This window comes from Sphingomonas sp. Leaf357 (assembly GCF_001423845.1).
Classification (GTDB): domain Bacteria; phylum Pseudomonadota; class Alphaproteobacteria; order Sphingomonadales; family Sphingomonadaceae; genus Sphingomonas.
Map to the genome: position 1 here is coordinate 951095 of NZ_LMPM01000001.1, position 15909 is coordinate 967003.

The following is a 15909-nucleotide window of genomic DNA, read 5'->3' on the forward strand; positions in this document are numbered from 1 at the left end:
GGCCGTTTGGACCACGGCACTTGCCTGCGTTGTCTCACAGTTCCGAAAAGTCGCCGCCACGCCCCCTGCCCGAGGCGAAGCGCGTCGCGCCGTCGCCCGCGATCAACCGCGCCGCCGCACCGAGTTTCGCTTCGTGCTGCAACGCCGCGCCCAGCGGCAGCGACCATTGCTCCTGCGCCGACATCCGGTCGCTGCGCATGCAAACCTGCGGGAAGCGCGCGATCTCCAACGCCAGCTCCTCGGCGGCATGCCGCGCCTCGCCGGCACCCACCAGCCGGTTGGCAAGGCCGAATAGCATCGCCTCCTGCGCGTCGACCGGACGCCCGGTGAGTATCATGTCCAGCGCGCGGCCCTGTCCGATCACGCGGGGGAGGCGCACCGTGCCGCCATCGATCAGCGGCACGCCCCAGCGGCGGCAGAACACGCCGAAGACCGCCGTTTCCGATGCGACGCGCATGTCGCAGAGCAACGCCAGTTCCAACCCGCCGGCCACGGCATAGCCCTCCACCGCCGCGATCACTGGCTTGCCGACCAACATCCGGCTCGGCCCCATTGGGCCCTCTTCGCCCGGATCGTCTTCCAGTCCGTTCAACGAGAGAAATTTGAGGTCGTAGCCCGCGCAGAAACTGCTGCCCGTGCCGCATAACACGGCGACGCTTGCATTGTCGTCCGCGTCGAAATCCACGAAAGCCTGCCGCAGCAGCAGCGCCGTCTCGCCGTCCACCGCGTTGCGATGTTCGGGGCGGTTGATGATGATGGTGGTCACCGGCCCTACGGTTTCCACCAGAACCTTGGGCGCTATCGTCTGGTCAGCCGACATGTTCGTTCCTCCTTGGGGCCTCGTCTCGCACCCGATCTGGACTATCGCGCGGACGTCGTCATCGGGGCGGCGGTCGATCGGCAATCATTTATATATGCAATTCCGCCGGTCGGTCGCGGCGCGAAGGTGCGCAACCCGCGCGGGGCGCATAGGTCCGGCATGATGCTCCGGCAGAGAGCAGGGCCCGCCGTGGCGAAGATCAGGAGACGGTATGAAGCGCGAGCGAATATTGCCGGAGGCCCCGACGGGCACCGCCGCCACGATCGGCTATCGGTATTCGCTCACCCTGCTGACCACGATCTATCTGTTCAACTTCGTCGACCGGCAGGTGGTGAACATCGTTGCCGAACCGATAAAGACGGAATTCGGCCTCGCCGACTGGCAATTGGGCGCGATGACGGGACTGTCCTTCGCGGTCCTCTACACGCTGTGCGGCTTCCCCTTCGCGCGCTGGGCGGAGCGGGGCGATCGTTCGCGAATCATCAGCATCGCCGTCGTCAGCTGGAGTATCATGACCACCTTGTGCGGCATCGCGCAGAATTTCACGCAATTCCTGCTGGCGCGCATCGGTGTCGGGCTGGGGGAGGCCGGGTGCACGCCGCCCGCCCATTCGCTGATCTCGGACATCGTGCCGGTGGCCCGGCGCGCGAGTGCGCTCGCGCTTTATTCGATGGGCGCACCGATGGGGCAGTTGCTCGGCATGGCGATGGGCGGCTTCGTCGCGGCGCAATGGGGCTGGCGCGCGGTGTTCTTCGTTGCGGGTATTCCGGGCCTTGCGCTAGCGCTGCTGGCTCTGTTCACTTTGCCCGAGCCGCGCCGCGCCGCCGTCCGCGACCTCGCATCTGCGGGCGTCGAGCCGGAAGGGTTCTGGCGTATTCTGCGGCTGTTTCTCACCAATCGCAGCTTCATGCTCGTCTGCGCGGGTGGTGCCGCTGCATCCTTTGTCTTCTACGGCCTGAGTTCGTTCTACGCCTCGTTCTTCCTGCGCAACCACACGCTGCAACTGAATGACGCTGCGCAGAATATGGGTCTGCAACCGATCGGCTTTCTCGGCCTCGCTCTTGGGCTGAGCGGCGGTGTGGCGGGGATCGGCGGTGCGATCATCGGCGGTCGTGTCGCCGATGCATGGGCCCGGCGGAACGACGCCGCGCATGTGCTGCTGCCCGCATTGTGTACGTCGCTTGCCGCACCGCTGCTGTTCGCGGCGATGTTCGTTCCCGGCATATGGGCGTCGATCGTCCTCATTGCCGCCGCATCCGCGCTGAATTCGAGTTGGACCGGCGCCGCCTATGCCGCCGCGCTCGGCCTAGCCCCGGCACGATCGCGGGCGACGGCATCGGCGTTGATGATGTTCGTCTTCAATATCGTCGGTCTCGGACTGGGGCCGCTATGCGTTGGCCTGCTCAGCGATGCCTTCGCTCCCAGCCTCGGCGCCGGTGGCGGCTTGCGCTTGGGCATGGCCTGCGGGACGCTGGCCGGGCTGGGTGCCGCCGCCTGTTTCTGGGCGGCGCGCAAGCGACTGCACGTCGACGCGATGGCCTGAACGGGACGACACCGAAAAAATCGTTGAACGGGAGAGATAAGATGACTGGCAGATTGAACGACAGGGTTGCGCTGATCACCGGTGCCGGTTCGGGCATCGGGCACGCGACCGCCGAACTGTTCGCGCAGGAGGGCGCGCGCGTTTTCGCGGTCGATCTGCCGGGTGTCGCCTGCACCTTCTCGACCGACCGGATCGTGCCGTTCGAGGCGGACGTGGCGGCGGACGATTCTCCGTCGCGCATCGTGCAGGCGCTGCGGGAGCGGTTTGGCGGGGTCGATATCGTGTTCAACAATGCCGCGATCGACCGGCGTATGCCGTTCGCCGAAATGACCGACGATTTCTGGGATACGATGTTCTCCGTGTCGCTGCGCTCGGGCTTCCGCATCGTGCGCGATTGCCTGCCGTTATTGCGCGGGTCGGGCGCCGGGCGGATCATTTCCACGTCCAGCATGGCGGCGTGGCGCGCCGTGCCGCAGCAATCCGCCTATGCCGCCGCCAAGGCGGGGATGATCGCGCTGGCGCGGAGCATGGCGTTCGAACTCGGGCCGGACGGCATTACCTCCAACGTCATCCTGCCGGGTCCGGTGATGACCGGCATGACCCGGGGGCTGATGGACCCGGAGCGCGCGGCGGCATGGAGCGCGCGCGCGCCGCTCGGCCGTCTTGGCGAGGCCGATGATATCGCGAAGGTCGCCCTGTTCTTCGCTTCCGATGACAGCGCCTATGTGACGGGGCAGGCATTGTCGGTCGATGGCGGGATCTTCATCGGTGCCTGAGAACGGGATGAACTCATGATCGAACTCGCCAGTGTGACGGAGGTTATCGCGGCACCCGCAGCCGCGATCTGGCAGGTGCTGACCGATTTCGGCAATCCCCAGCGCCTTGCTTCCACCATCAATAGTGCGGAGGTGACGGGCAACGGCATCGGGGCGGTGCGCGTTATTCGGTCGTCGCGCGGACTGGAAATCCACGAAGTGCTTATCGAGAGCGACCCCATCGCCTACCGCTTCGGATATGCCATCCTCGACAGCGGCGACATGCCGTTCGCGCATGTCACCAGCTATCGCTGCGCCGTGCGGCTCGCGCCGACATCGGATACGCACACCGAAATCCATTGGCGCAGCGAAGGCACGGCCGATGGCCCGACCGGCCCGATCGCGGATTTCCTCACCACGCTGTATCGCAACGCGAACGTGCAGATCGCCCGGCAGATCGGGTTGCAGGCGATTGACGCGGTGCTGGCGGACGGCATCGGTCGCGAGGTCGCCCCGGGGCTGGTCGGCATCGTCGCCGATGCCGATGGCGAACTTTATGCGGGCAGCCTTGGCGTTCGCGTCGCGGGCGAAGCGTCGGACATGACGCGCGACACGATCTTCTGGCTCGCCTCGATGACCAAGCTGGTGACGACCGTCGCGGCGATGCAACTGGTTGAGGCGGGTCGGTTGTCGCTGGACGCGCCAATTTCGGACATCCTGCCCGAACTGGCAAATCCGCCGGTGCTGGACGGCTTCGATGCGGATGGCAGCCCCGTCCACCGGCCCGCGCGCGGCGCGATCACCTTGCGCCATCTGCTCACCCACCGTTCCGGCATGGGCTATGAGATCATGAACCCGCGGCTGATGCGCGCGCGGGGGCCGGCGGGGCCGCCGCCCGCAACAACGCTCGCGTCGCTTACCGTGCCTCTGCTGTTCGATCCGGGGCAGGGGTGGGAATATGGCTTCGGTATCGATTGGGCCGGGCTGGCGGTGGAGCGGCGTGCGGGTGTCACCCTCGACCGCTATTTGGCCGACCATATCTTCGGCCCGCTCGGCATGACCGATACGGGCTTCGGCATCCACGCCGATCTGCCGCATCGTCATGCGGGGACGCACCTGCGGCAAGCCGGCGGCGACCTCCTGCCTATACCCTCGCCTTCGGGGGCCGCGGAGGATTGGGAGTTCCATTCCGGTGGCGCTGGCCTTTCGGGCACCGCCGGAGACTATATCCGCTTCCTGCGTATGCTGCTCGGCGGCGGCGCGCTGGAGAGGGTGCGGGTTCTGTCGGCTGCGACCGTCGAGAGCATGTGGCAGGATCAGGCGGGCGGCTTCGGCGCCGGCCGGGTCGATACCGCGCTGCCGGATCTGTGCCTGCCCTTCGATCCGTTGCCGGGGCTGCATGGCGAATGGAGTCTCCTGGGTGTCCGCAACCCGCACGGCATTCCGCACCGCCGCCGCGCGGGCAGCGCGAGTTGGGTCGGGGTGGCCGGTACATTCTTCTGGCTCGACCGGGCGAGCGGGCTATGCGGTGTGCTGCTGGCGCAGGTGATGCCGTTTGGCGATAGGGCGTTGACCGAGCTGCGGGAGGATTTCGAGACGGCGGCCTACGGCCATGCCGCCGCACTCCGGGCCGGTGCTGCCCCGCCGCGTCCCCCCGGCTGAACGAGGCATTCTCATATATGAAATTCTGGCGCGTCACCATCGACCGGGCGTGCGCTAACACTTTCGCTCAAATAGGCAGTTCGGCATGACTAGCCTCCGCCCCGCCCCGCGCTCCTGCCACCGTGCTGCGAGATGAGCGCGCCAATTGCCGCAGAGTGGAATTTCGGCGACCTGCTGGACGCGACGGCGGCGGTCGTGCCCGGCGACCGCCCCGCGTTGATCCACGGCGATCGGGTGATCGACTGGGCGGCATTCGATGCCCGCACCAACAGTTTGGCAAGAGCGATGCTGTCGCACGGCCTGGATTGTGGCGATCGCATTGCCGTGCTGGCGCGCAACATCCCCGAATATATCGAAATCGCGGTGGCGGCGTTCAAGGCGCGGCTGACCTATGTGAACATCAACTATCGCTACACCACCAGCGAAGTCGATTACGTCCTGTCCGATTCCGGTGCGCGGGCGCTGTTCTTCCAGGCCGAATTCGCCGATGTCGCCGCGCCGGTCTGCGCCCGGTTGAGAATGGCGGTGCAGATCGATGGGCCGGGGCAGGGCTATAACGCGCTGGTGTCGGGGGATGGCACCCCGCTCGGCATCGCGCGATCGCCGGACGACGGCTACATGCTCTACACGGGCGGCACGACCGGGCGGCCCAAGGGCGTGTTATGGCGCGGCGGGGATCTCCGGGCGGTCCAGCTCGAATCCCCCACGATCAAGACGCGGATCGCGACGATGGAAGATCATGTCAACATGGTGCGGGACAATCCGTCGCCGGGGCGCGTGATGCCGGCGTGCCCGCTGATGCACGGCGCCGGTCTCAACAGTTCGACCGCCGAGCTGGTCGCGGGCGGCACCGTCGTGTTGCTCCCGTCCGACCGTTTCGACGCCGACGAATTGTGGTCCGAGGCGGCACGGCACGGGGTTACCCGCCTGCTGATCGTCGGCGACGTTTTCGCGCGCCCGATGGCGCGCAGTCTGGAGGCGAATCCCGGCCGGTGGGATGTTTCGCCGGTGCGAGTGATCTCCTCCGCCGGGCTGATGTGGAGCGAAGAGATCAAGGCAGCATTAGTCCGCGCGCTGCCGCAGGTGACGCTGATCGACATATTAGGGGCGTCGGAAGCATCGGGCATGGGCTATGCGATTACCAACGCCGCCACATCGACGCCGACCGGCTATTTCGAATGCGCGCCGGCCACCGTCATCATCGATCCCGACACCGACCGGATCCTCGCCGATGACGAACCCGGCGAAGGCTGGCTCGCACGGCGGCCGCCGTTTGCGCAGGGTTATCACGGCGATCCGGCCAAAACAGCGGCCACTTTCCGAGTCATCGGCGGCGTCACCTATGCCATACCGGGCGATCTGGCGGCGCGCGGCGCAGACCGGCGGCTCCGCCTGATCGGTCGCGGCAATATGTGCATCAACAGCGGCGGCGAGAAGATTTTCCCTGAAGAGATCGAGGAAGCGCTGAAGCTGCAACCCGGCGTAGAGGATGCGATGGTGCTGGGCGTCCCCGATCCGCAATGGGGCAAGGCGGTCGTCGCGCTAATCGAGGCAGCGGGCGGCTATGACGAAGCGTTGGTGCGCGCCGGGCTGAAGGCGGTGCTCGCGGGATACAAACTGCCCAAGACCCTGCTGGTCGTCGATACGGTGCCGCGCCATGCCAGTGGCAAGGGCGATTATCGCAGCGGAACGGCGCTCGCCGAAGACCGACTCTCCTCATCCATCAAGGTCGCGATATAATGCCGAACAGCCTTTTCGATTCGCTTGCCATCGGCCCGATGCACCTGCCCAACCGCACGGTGATGGCGCCGATGACACGCCGCAAATCCCCCGGCGGCATTCCGACGTCCGACGTTGCCGGCTATTACCGGCGCAGGGCCGAAGGCGGCGTGGGCATGATCGTCACCGAAGGGCTGGCGATCGACCATCCGGTGTCGATCCAGGACAGCATCATCCCTAATATTTACGATCCGGTGGCGATCGCACGGTGGGCAGCCATCGCCCGTGATGTGCAGGCGGCGGGTGCCGCGTTCGTGCCGCAACTCTGGCACATCGGTGGCGCGCGGTTCAAATATCCCGCGGTTCCCAATCCCCATTTGTCGACCGTGTCGGCCTCGGGCATCTATTATCCCGGCAAGGTTGAGGGTGCAGCGGCGACGCAGGACGATATCGATGCGGTCATCGCGTCCTATGGCCGCGCGGCGCGGGCCGCGATGGACATTGGCAGCGATGGCGTAAACCTCCACGGCGGTCACGGCTATCTAATCGACGGATTCTTCTGGTCGCAGACCAACCACCGCGAGGACGGCTATGGCGGCGCGGAGGCGGCGGACCGGACGCGCTTCGCATGCGAAGTGGTGCGCGAATGCCGCCGCCAGACGCGTCCCGATTTCCCAATCATGCTGCGCTTTTCGCAGTTCAAGGAACAGTCCTACGATGCGCGGGTGTGCGAAACCCCGGGGGAGCTGGACCGATTCCTCGCGCCGCTGACGGATGCGGGGGTCGATATCTTCGATTGTTCGACCCGGCGTTTCTGGACCGCGGAATTCGCCGGCTCGGATCTCGGCCTGGCCGGGTGGACCCGCAAGTTGAGCGGCAAACCGACGATGGCGGTGGGATCGGTTGGCCTCGAAGACGACATGATCGCCAGCCTGCATCGCGGCGAAACCACTTCGGCGGCGGCGCGGCTCGATGTGCTGGAGCGGATGTTGGGGCGCGGCGATTTCGATCTGGTCGGTATCGGCCGCGCGCTCCTCTCGGACCCGGATTGGGTCGCCAAGGTGCGCGACGGGCGGCAGGTGGAACTGCGAGGCTTCGACCGCGCCGATCTTGAAGTGCTGACCTGATCGATGGGCCTCAGGCAGATCCACAACCGTTTTCCATAGTGCGGACGATCTGACGATCTTGATAGCCTCATCCGCGGCTGTGGATGTCGCCGGAGCCTTAGGGTGGATCGACATTCAGCGGTGTGTAATGAAATCCAGTCGCACACCGTTTCCCCGGACTAAATCCGCGGTCCAGAAAGCCGGGAGTCCGGGTAGAAGAAATTCTAACGGAAAAGCCCGCCGCGCGCTGTACCCCGGATCACGTCCCTGGTGATGAACGTTTGGGTGCCGCGAATACGCACCCTGAATGTCGATCTATCCTAGTGAACCAGCTCCAGCGATCGCGTCTCCACCGGTTGCGGTGGCAGATCGTCATCGTCGTACAGGCTGTCGCGGAATTCCGCGATCGTCTCGCGGACGATGTCGGTGATTCGGCTCTTATTGCGCGATAGCCGGTCCGCCGTGCCCCCGACGCCGAGCGCGAGCGGGATGCCGTAAAGCGATTCTTCCAGCGGAAAGGCGATCGATGACGTGCCGTGTTCGGGCTGATGCTCGCGGTAGCAATAGCCGACCTGCTTCACCCACGCCCATTCCCGAAGCACTTCCGTTACGTCGACCCGCTCGCCATTGTCGGATTCATAGTAATTGATGTGCCGGCAGATCTTGTCGACATGCGCCACGCTCATCCGGCTGAGCAGGGCCATACCGGAGGTCGATGTGGTCAGGATGCGCATATTGCCCTCGTTGGGCGGCATCTTGAATTCGTGGTCGGGCGTCTTGATGATGAAATACTGGATGAACAGGTCATTCTGCATGGAGATCGCGATCGTCTCGTCGGTCCTGCGCTGCAACGTATCGACAAGGCGATGATATCGCGTCTGATTGTACATCGCACTCGACAGCCAGTTCCCAAGGCTGCGCACCCGGCAGGTCGGCACATAAGTGCGCGACGCCCGGTTGTAATTTAGATAACCGAGATGGACCATGCTCTTCATCAGATGCGTGGCGCTCGACTGTGGATAATCGAGCAGTTCGTAAATCTCCTGAAGCTTCAGGGGACGACGCTGTTCGTTGAAGAGATCCAGCACTTCGAGTGCCCGGGAGGCCGATTTTACGACGGGTCTGCGCATGGCGATCTCTCATCCTCTCTCATGAAGGCCGGTCTGGAGCGGCCTGCGGACGGAATTTCTATCCCTGTCTGTCCACCTGACATTTCATATATAATTTCCCCGGTCGAGCGGACCGGCTTCGGGCGACCGTTTAGCACATATGCAATACGCCCGATACGGCCTGCCTTCCGGGTTCCCTTGACTACTGCTGCCGATCATCAGTCGTACATAATCGGCAGGAGTGGATGATGGATTTTGAACAAAGCGAAGAGCAGGTGATGATCGGCGACAGCGTCGATCTGTTCGGTGCGCGCCATTATCCCTCCGCTCTGCGCTTGAAGCGGTTGCAGGACGGCCCGGAGGTCGTCGCGGATCGCTGGGTGGAGATGGCCGGACTGGGCTGGCCAGCGTTGGGGCAGGGGGACGCAAACGCCGAGGATGACGGCTATGTGATGACTCTGATGCAGGGCTTTGGGCGACACCTGATGCTGGAACCCTATGTCACGCGCTGCATCCTCGTGCCCGCCTTGCTGGATGCCGCGACAGGTTCTGCCGCCGACATCCGGGCCGGCGTTGCCGATGGGCGGGTGCAGGCGGCTCTGGCACTCGGCGAACCGCAGGCCGGTTTCAACCTCGCCCGCGTTGATACGGTCGCCGAAGCCGTTGGCGAGGAATACCGCCTATCCGGGGTTAAGAGCCACGTCGAGGATGGTGCGGATGCGGAATGGTTCGTGGTGCCCGCGCGCATCGCTGGGTTGTCAGACGATGCGGCGGGCATCTCGCTGTTCCTCGTCCACCGCGATGCGTCCGGGCTGGCGATCGACCGTTTCCGCAGCATCGACGGGCACCGCCACGCGCGGTTGAAACTGGACGGTGTGCAGGTCGGTAAAGATGCGCTGGTCGCCCCCCCGGAGGAGGGGTTGCCCCGGCTAGAGGCGGCGGTGGACCGCGCGATCGTGGCACATCTCGCCGAGGCCCTGGGGTCGATGGACGCGGTCAGCGCCGTCGCGCTTGATTACATCAAGACTCGGCAGCAGTTCGGCAAGCCGATCGGATCGTTTCAAGTGCTCCAGCACCGCATGGTCGATATCGACACTGCATGCGAGGAAGCGCGATCTATGGTCTATCATGCGACCGCGAAGCTGCGGGCCGATCCGGCCACGCGACGACAAGCTGTGTCCGCCGCGAAGGCGCGGGTCGGGCAGTGCGGATTGTTCGTCGCGCGGCAATCGATTCAGTTGCACGGCGGCGTGGGGGTCAGCGCGGAGCTGATCGTAAGCCATCACCTCAAGCGCCAGATGATGCTCGATCTCGCATACGGCAACGCCGCCTATCACCGCGCGCGCTTTGCCGAAGCGTTCGATCTGGCCGCTTGAGCGCGGAATTACACATGCAAAAAAGTGCCCCGTGCAACGATAGATAGCGACATTTCGGCCCGGCTTTGGCCATCGATGCCGTCACGTCGAATGGCCGGCACGCCGGGCCGTCCGGGCAAGAAAAGGTTGCGAACCCGATGGTCGATACGATGAAAAGCCGCACCCCGACGCTGAAGGCCATTCCTTCGCTGGAGGATCAGGTCGCGCCGGCGGAATGGCAGGCGCGGGTCGATTTGGCGGCGCTGTACCGCCTCGTCGCGCTGCGCGGCTGGGACGACATGATCTACACGCACATCTCCGCACGTATCCCGGGGACAGATGGGGAATTCCTCATCAATCCCTACGGCCTGTTCTTCGAGGAGATCACAGCATCGTCGCTGGTGCGGATCGATCATGACGGCTGCATCCTCCAGGACACCAATTATCCTGTCAACCGCGCCGGTTTCATGATCCATTCCGCGATTCACGCCGCACGTGAGGACGCTCACTTCGTGATGCACCTGCACACAGATACTGGCATCGCGGTCGCGTGCCAGAAACAGGGGTTGATGCCCTTGTCCCAACACGCGTTGATGGTCCTGCCGCATCTGGCCTATCATGGATATGAGGGGATCGCGCTGCACGAGGCGGAACGGGACAGGCTCGCCGCCGATCTGGGCGGGAAGACACTGATGCTGTTGCGCAATCACGGCACGCTCGCGGTCGGTGACACCGCCGCCAATTGCTGGAGCGGCATGCATTATCTCGAACGCGCCTGCGCGGTCCAGATCCAGGCCTTGTCCGCAGGCCATGCTGAAGTGCTGATCGCGCCTGCGGAATCGCAGGAGGAGGTGCGGCGGCAGGTGACGGGGCGCAACCTGATCGGCGGCCGGCATTCCTGGGCGGCATGCCTGCGCAAGCTCGATCGCGCGTTGCCGGGGTATGACAAATGACCGGCATGGGCCAATTCGACTGGGCAGACCCCTTCCTCTTTGACGACCAGCTCGAGGACGACGAGCGCATGATCCGCGATACCGCGCGCGCTTATGCCCAGGAAAAGCTCGCGCCGCGCATCATCGATGCCTTCGCCAACGAAACGACCGACGTGTCGATCTTCCGCGAAATGGGTGAACTCGGTCTGCTCGGCCCTACCGTGCCCGAACGATATGGCGGCGTCGGCGCGTCCTATGTCGCCTATGGCCTCGTCGCCCGCGAGGTCGAGCGGATCGATTCCGGCTACCGCTCGATGATGAGCGTCCAGTCCAGCCTCGTGATGTACCCGATCTACGCTTACGGCTCGGAAGAGCAGAAGATGAAGTATCTGCCGAAGCTCGCCAGCGGCGAGTATATCGGATGCTTCGGCCTGACCGAGCCGGACGCCGGCTCAGACCCCGGCGGCATGACGACGCGGGCGAAGAAGACCGCTGACGGCTACGTCATCTCCGGCGCCAAGACCTGGATCAGCAACGCGCCGATCGCCGACGTGTTCGTCGTCTGGGCCAAGAGCGACGCGCATGGCGGCGGCATCCGCGGCTTCATCCTCGAAAAGGGCATGAAAGGCCTCGCCACGCCCAAGATCGAAGGCAAGCTCAGCTTGCGCGCCTCGATCACCGGCATGATCATGATGGACGAAGTCGAGGTCGGCGAGGACGCGCTTCTGCCCGACGTGCAGGGGCTGAAGGGTCCGTTCGGCTGCCTCAACCGCGCACGCTATGGTATCAGCTGGGGCAGCCTGGGCGCGGCCGAATTTTGCATGCACGCCGCGCGCCAATACGGCCTTGATCGCCACCAGTTCGGTAAGCCACTTGCCGCCAACCAGCTCTATCAGAAGAAGCTTGCCGAAATGCAGACCGAGATCGCTTTGGGCCTGCAAGCGTCGCTGCGCGTCGGCCGCCTGATGAACCAAGGCCGCTTCGCGCCGGAAATGATCTCGATCGTGAAGCGCAACAATGTCGGCAAGGCGCTCGATATCGCCCGTCAGGCGCGCGACATGCACGGCGGCAACGGCATCAGCGGCGAATATCAGGTCATGCGCCACATGATGAATCTTGAAACCGTCAACACCTACGAAGGCGCACACGACGTCCACGCTCTGATCCTCGGTCGCGCGATCACCGGAATCGCCGCATTCTGACCGGGGAGGCGCCCGTGAAGGTTGCCGTGATGCGGCAGGATCCACGCCTGAACCGGCTGGTCGTCGATACGCTGGAAAAAGAAGGCGTTCCGGCCCGCCTTTTTGACGGGCGGGCGGACATGCTGGCGAAGGACGATGCCAAGCTCGCCGCTATCCAGGTGCTGTTCGCGCCCGGCACGATGGTAGTGGACGATGCGCTGCTGGCACGTCTGCCGGGCCTGAGCGGTATCGTCTCCCCCTATATCGGCATCGAGGGATTTGATCGTGCCGCCGCAACCGCGCGGGGGATAGTGATCGGCAATGGTCAGATCCCAGAAAGCGTCGAGAGCATGGCGGAAGGCACCGTCCTGATGCTGCTCGCCGCCGCCTATCAGCTTCCCGCCGCCACCGCCGCAATGGCAGATGGGGCCTGGCCGACGCCGCTCGCGCGCGGCCGGTTGCTCCGGGCGATGACCGTGGGCATCGTCGGCTATGGCCGCATCGCGCAGGAGGTAGCGATCCGCCTTGTGCCCTTCGGCTGCCGGATGCTGGTCCACGCTCCGCGATTGCGCGCGCCGTTGCCGCAATGCGCGGAGGCCGTGGCACTACCCGATCTGCTGGCCGTCAGCGATGCCGTCGTGCTGCTCGCGTCGCTCGGCCCCGACAGCCGCCACCTGATCAACGCCGACATGATCGCGCGGATCAAACCCGGCGCGATCGTCGTCAACACCGCGCGCGGTGGCCTGATCGACGAGGATGCACTGGTAGCGGCCGCGCAGGCCGGTCGGCTCGGCTGGCTCGCGCTCGACGTGTTTGAACAGGAACCCCTGCCGCCGGACGCACCGATCCGCGCGCTCCCGGATGCGATCCTGACCCCACATGCCATTGGCCATAGCGTGGATACGATGCAGCGCCTGCCGCTTCATGCGCTTGACAGCATCCGCCGAGTCCTACGCGGTGATCCGCCGCTGTCGCTGGTTAATCCCGATGCGGTGCCCGCGTGGCGCGCGCGCTGCGCTAAACCATCCGCCAGAATATAATCCGAAGGAGAGAGCCAATGCAGGACGTGCAGACATTCATCGACGAAGCGCTGATCCGCAAGGTGCACCTGCGCTATTGCCGCGGGGTCGATCGCATGGACTGGGATCTGGTCCGGTCCTGCTATCACCCTGAAGCAACCGACGAGCATGGCAGCTACAGCGGCGGCATAGAAGGGTTTATCGACTGGGTTTCGGTCGGCATGACAAAGTTCGAGAGTACCGCGCATTTCACTGGCAACCAGCTGGTCGAGGTGACTGGCGACACCGCATGGGCAGAACATTATGCCGTGGTTTTTCACCGCCGCGCCGCGAGTGCCGATCAGCCCGCAGCGGACCTGATCGTTAACGTCCGCTATGTCGACCGGATGGAGCGGCGCGACGGCGAATGGCGCATCGCCAAACGCGTGGTGATTGCGGATTCGGAAAAGATAGAAACGATCGAGGGCAGCTGGCTGAACCTTGCGCTGTTGCAGCCCAGCCGCCGGGACGCATCGGACTATTCCTATGTTCGCTAGAAAGCTACATCACGAAATCTCCCGATAAGGACGCCGCGCTGCGCTTCCGGCGACGAACGAACTCGGCAATACCGAGAAGCGCGAGGTCGGGCGCTGGGCCAACAACCGGGTCGAGAACAGTCCACCCGTCATTCCGAAGACGCGAGAGAGCGATGCTCCGGTTCAGACTGATTAAGACGTTACGGAAGCTCGCCAGCGTGCACGCCAATGTCCACAATCACTTTAACCTCGAACGCCATCTCGTCGACCGCCAAACCTACGAGGAATGCCGCTCAGCCGCGATGACTGAGTGGAGCAAAATCGCGAGCTAGGTCGACGCGATCAAAAACAGAATTGCATCCTGGGAAAAGGGGTTCGCATTATTCGGACAGCACCCCGCCGATGCTTCCAATCGGCAGCAACGACACTGCCTGACCATCGCGCGTTCCCGTCATCCAATGATAGTGAAAAATCCATCTGCATTGGCCGTATAGGTCGTCGTGACGGTGCCGATAAACGCAGAAGCGCCGATATTATAGGTCAGGAGGTAAGTCGCCACATTGGCTGCGGTCGCGGCAGACAGCCCGATACCTGCGACAGACGCTGCGAGCAGGGCGCTTTTCATAGTTCTCATGCCGTCTCTCCGCTTCCCCACATTCGAAGAATGCCGCGTTGCCACGTGTCGATAACCGCCCGTCGATAATTCGTTTTCGCGAAATCGGCGTTAAAATTAATACGAAACCGATGAGGCTTCAGACTACGCTCTGCCAATCGGCCTTTTGCGCTCGTTCGATTGAAAGCGAATTTTCAGCCTAGCCCTATTCTTTGATCAATTTTCTATGTGGTGTCCGCCCGCGAATGTCGGGGGTCCGATGCTATTCGCGGGCGGACAGCCTACGGGTGGTGCCGGGTAGGAACCGGCAGAGCCGACGAGTGTCAGCACCCATCATGTCCAGACGGCCCGGCTGGACATCCCGCACCCGTCTCCGGGCTCGGTCCTTGTAAGCCTCCTCGACTATAAATCGCAAAGCCCGCGACGCGGGTGCGCACATTTTCGAGGCTTCAAAGGCAAATGCGGTGGATGACATGAAATCGACGATGGGTCGCCCGATCTTGCGGACTGCGCGCCTTGCTGACTGAGGAAAGCCGTTTAGGCTCCTGATTTCTAACATAACTAATCTATGTTAGGTGTCAGGTTAGGGCTTAAAGTTATGAAGGATGACGATCCTCGCCGAGATGGATTGCTCGCCATCAGACTATTGCTCGAGAGTGCGCTCGAACTGGCCGATCGAGAAGAGCAGCATCTGGTCGGAGCTCATATCGAGCAGGCAATCACCGGAGTAAACATTAGGCTCGGACCACTTTAAGGCGTTCACCATTGGCCTTATGTGGAACCATCGTCATCCGCAGCTTTCAAATCGATCTGTTGCGGATCGCGAGCCACCATACTGTCGTTGATCATTTCTATCGCCGCGCGGATTTCTGAAGCCACCAGATCGTTCTGAGTAGGCAGCAAGGCAAGCGCTAGAATGAGAAGCTGCTTCGCTCTCTCCCGTGCAGCCTTTTGTGCGGCCCAGACCATCACGTGTCCTCAAAACAATCGCTAATGCAGATTATCTCGGAGCAATCTTGTAATTCCCACAGCCAACGCTCCGACCGCCATTGAGGTTCACAGCGCGACCGGCGGCGGCGCAACAATCTTGGATAAGCACAATCCACCGATGGAACGGGCCGGATTAAACTGCGTTTTCGGGAAGTCGGGTCACTCCAAGCTCGGCATGCCCCGGGGGGAACGACTCCCTTTCGGCCCCCGGGGCATTAGCGCCGCATCACGACCAGTTCGCAACGGGCCTTAGGGTTTCAACCATATCCCATCGTGGCCGACGTGTTCGAAGTCATGATGGTGATTGTGAAAAGCGCTAGATGATCTTCGTTGCTAACGGTGAGAACCCATTCATCAGCATCCCAGAAAGCTGGAAGCTGATCACTCAAAATTTGAGCAGCGAAGCGTAAGGCATGTACCCGTGCCAACCCCAAAGTTGGCAGTTCAACTGCCTCCGCAGCCTGGGGCGGAAATCGATCGGCGATAGCGAAGTGGTATACGGACATGAATAATCCACGCTGTCGGCGAGAACACAAACGCTGGCTCTGTCAGACCAAATGCACCAAACGTTAGGCGGGGGCGGGGTAGGG

15 protein-coding genes and 1 pseudogene are annotated in these 15909 nt (G+C 63.5%); 11 read left to right on the plus strand and 5 right to left on the minus strand.

From position 1 onward, the window contains the following. Positions 1 to 34: 34 nt before the first annotated feature. Complete coding sequence (locus ASG11_RS04535; RefSeq protein WP_055775719.1) at positions 35 to 820, minus strand: crotonase/enoyl-CoA hydratase family protein; 786 nt, start codon at positions 818 to 820, stop codon at positions 35 to 37. A 211-nt stretch (positions 821 to 1031) separates the two neighbouring features. Between ASG11_RS04535 and ASG11_RS04540 the strand changes: the two genes are divergently transcribed. The 5 genes from ASG11_RS04540 to ASG11_RS04560 all read left to right on the plus strand — a co-directional run bounded on the left by ASG11_RS04540 (position 1032) and on the right by ASG11_RS04560 (position 7626). Next, complete coding sequence (locus ASG11_RS04540) at positions 1032 to 2363, plus strand: spinster family MFS transporter (RefSeq protein WP_055775722.1); 1332 nt, start codon at positions 1032 to 1034, stop codon at positions 2361 to 2363. Between the two features lie 41 nt (positions 2364 to 2404). Next, entirely contained in the window at positions 2405 to 3139 is a 735-nt protein-coding gene (locus ASG11_RS04545; RefSeq protein ID WP_168371695.1) for an SDR family NAD(P)-dependent oxidoreductase, read from the plus strand. 15 nt (positions 3140 to 3154) lie between these two features. Further along, entirely contained in the window at positions 3155 to 4780 is a 1626-nt protein-coding gene (locus tag ASG11_RS04550; protein WP_055775728.1) for a serine hydrolase, read from the plus strand. Positions 4781 to 4912: 132 nt separating this feature from the next. After that, positions 4913 to 6520, plus strand: coding sequence for an acyl-CoA synthetase (locus ASG11_RS04555; protein WP_055775732.1), 1608 nt, complete (start codon positions 4913 to 4915; stop codon positions 6518 to 6520). Beyond that, positions 6520 to 7626, plus strand: a complete 1107-nt coding sequence (locus ASG11_RS04560) for an NADH:flavin oxidoreductase (protein ID WP_055775735.1) — start codon at positions 6520 to 6522, stop codon at positions 7624 to 7626. The genes ASG11_RS04555 and ASG11_RS04560 overlap by 1 nt, the downstream gene beginning before the upstream one ends. A gap of 299 nt (positions 7627 to 7925) precedes the next feature. On the opposite strand, the gene ASG11_RS04565 is transcribed toward ASG11_RS04560, so the two are convergent. Next, positions 7926 to 8735 (minus strand): IclR family transcriptional regulator, encoded by an 810-nt coding sequence (locus ASG11_RS04565; RefSeq protein WP_082472585.1) that lies wholly within the window; start codon positions 8733 to 8735, stop codon positions 7926 to 7928. A 227-nt stretch (positions 8736 to 8962) separates the two neighbouring features. On the opposite strand from ASG11_RS04565, the gene ASG11_RS04570 reads away from it, so the two are divergent. From ASG11_RS04570 to ASG11_RS19450, 6 genes and pseudogenes are all read left to right on the plus strand, one after another. Further along, complete coding sequence (locus ASG11_RS04570; protein ID WP_055780278.1) at positions 8963 to 10090, plus strand: acyl-CoA dehydrogenase family protein; 1128 nt, start codon at positions 8963 to 8965, stop codon at positions 10088 to 10090. A gap of 149 nt (positions 10091 to 10239) precedes the next feature. Further along, the gene (locus tag ASG11_RS04575; protein ID WP_055780281.1) at positions 10240 to 11022 is read left to right on the plus strand and encodes a class II aldolase/adducin family protein; all 783 of its coding nucleotides are present in this window, start codon (positions 10240 to 10242) and stop codon (positions 11020 to 11022) included. Beyond that, the gene (locus ASG11_RS04580) at positions 11019 to 12203 is read left to right on the plus strand and encodes an acyl-CoA dehydrogenase (RefSeq protein WP_055775738.1); all 1185 of its coding nucleotides are present in this window, start codon (positions 11019 to 11021) and stop codon (positions 12201 to 12203) included. Before ASG11_RS04575 ends, ASG11_RS04580 begins: the two co-directional genes overlap by 4 nt. A 14-nt stretch (positions 12204 to 12217) precedes the next feature. Continuing rightward, positions 12218 to 13222, plus strand: a complete 1005-nt coding sequence (locus tag ASG11_RS04585; protein WP_055775741.1) for an NAD(P)-dependent oxidoreductase — start codon at positions 12218 to 12220, stop codon at positions 13220 to 13222. 17 nt (positions 13223 to 13239) lie between these two features. Further along, on the plus strand, positions 13240 to 13737 hold the full coding sequence (locus tag ASG11_RS04590; RefSeq protein WP_055775744.1) for a nuclear transport factor 2 family protein: 498 nt from the start codon (positions 13240 to 13242) through the stop codon (positions 13735 to 13737). Positions 13738 to 13786: 49 nt separating this feature from the next. Continuing rightward, positions 13787 to 14048 (plus strand): annotated as a pseudogene (locus tag ASG11_RS19450) (DDE-type integrase/transposase/recombinase); the annotation flags it as partial. 119 nt (positions 14049 to 14167) lie between these two features. Here ASG11_RS19450 and ASG11_RS18610 read toward each other — a convergent pair. The 3 genes from ASG11_RS18610 to ASG11_RS18615 form a co-directional block, all read right to left on the minus strand. Continuing rightward, positions 14168 to 14350 carry a hypothetical protein gene (locus ASG11_RS18610; RefSeq protein ID WP_156363644.1) on the minus strand — a complete coding sequence of 61 codons (183 nt, stop codon included), beginning with the start codon at positions 14348 to 14350 and terminating at the stop codon, positions 14168 to 14170. 750 nt (positions 14351 to 15100) lie between these two features. Next, entirely contained in the window at positions 15101 to 15298 is a 198-nt protein-coding gene (locus tag ASG11_RS04595; protein WP_055775747.1) for a hypothetical protein, read from the minus strand. 278 nt (positions 15299 to 15576) lie between these two features. Next, positions 15577 to 15825, minus strand: coding sequence for a DUF6894 family protein (locus tag ASG11_RS18615; RefSeq protein ID WP_156363645.1), 249 nt, complete (start codon positions 15823 to 15825; stop codon positions 15577 to 15579). Positions 15826 to 15909 lie beyond the last annotated feature (84 nt).

Bases quoted from the DNA above. Each gene is read 5' to 3' on its own strand.
- ASG11_RS18615 (WP_156363645.1), bottom strand. From the start codon at position 15,825: ATGTCCGTATACCACTTCGCTATCGCCGATCGATTTCCGCCCCAGGCT.
- ASG11_RS04550 (WP_055775728.1), top strand. From the start codon at position 3,155: ATGATCGAACTCGCCAGTGTGACGGAGGTTATCGCGGCACCCGCAGCC.
- ASG11_RS04555 (WP_055775732.1), top strand. From the start codon at position 4,913: ATGAGCGCGCCAATTGCCGCAGAGTGGAATTTCGGCGACCTGCTGGAC.
- ASG11_RS18610 (WP_156363644.1), bottom strand. From the start codon at position 14,350: ATGAGAACTATGAAAAGCGCCCTGCTCGCAGCGTCTGTCGCAGGTATC.
- ASG11_RS04535 (WP_055775719.1), bottom strand. From the start codon at position 820: ATGTCGGCTGACCAGACGATAGCGCCCAAGGTTCTGGTGGAAACCGTA.
- ASG11_RS04545 (WP_168371695.1), top strand. From the start codon at position 2,405: ATGACTGGCAGATTGAACGACAGGGTTGCGCTGATCACCGGTGCCGGT.
- ASG11_RS04595 (WP_055775747.1), bottom strand. From the start codon at position 15,298: ATGGTCTGGGCCGCACAAAAGGCTGCACGGGAGAGAGCGAAGCAGCTT.
- ASG11_RS04575 (WP_055780281.1), top strand. From the start codon at position 10,240: ATGAAAAGCCGCACCCCGACGCTGAAGGCCATTCCTTCGCTGGAGGAT.
- ASG11_RS04570 (WP_055780278.1), top strand. From the start codon at position 8,963: ATGGATTTTGAACAAAGCGAAGAGCAGGTGATGATCGGCGACAGCGTC.
- ASG11_RS04565 (WP_082472585.1), bottom strand. From the start codon at position 8,735: ATGCGCAGACCCGTCGTAAAATCGGCCTCCCGGGCACTCGAAGTGCTG.
- ASG11_RS04590 (WP_055775744.1), top strand. From the start codon at position 13,240: ATGCAGGACGTGCAGACATTCATCGACGAAGCGCTGATCCGCAAGGTG.
- ASG11_RS04580 (WP_055775738.1), top strand. From the start codon at position 11,019: ATGACCGGCATGGGCCAATTCGACTGGGCAGACCCCTTCCTCTTTGAC.
- ASG11_RS04540 (WP_055775722.1), top strand. From the start codon at position 1,032: ATGAAGCGCGAGCGAATATTGCCGGAGGCCCCGACGGGCACCGCCGCC.
- ASG11_RS04560 (WP_055775735.1), top strand. From the start codon at position 6,520: ATGCCGAACAGCCTTTTCGATTCGCTTGCCATCGGCCCGATGCACCTG.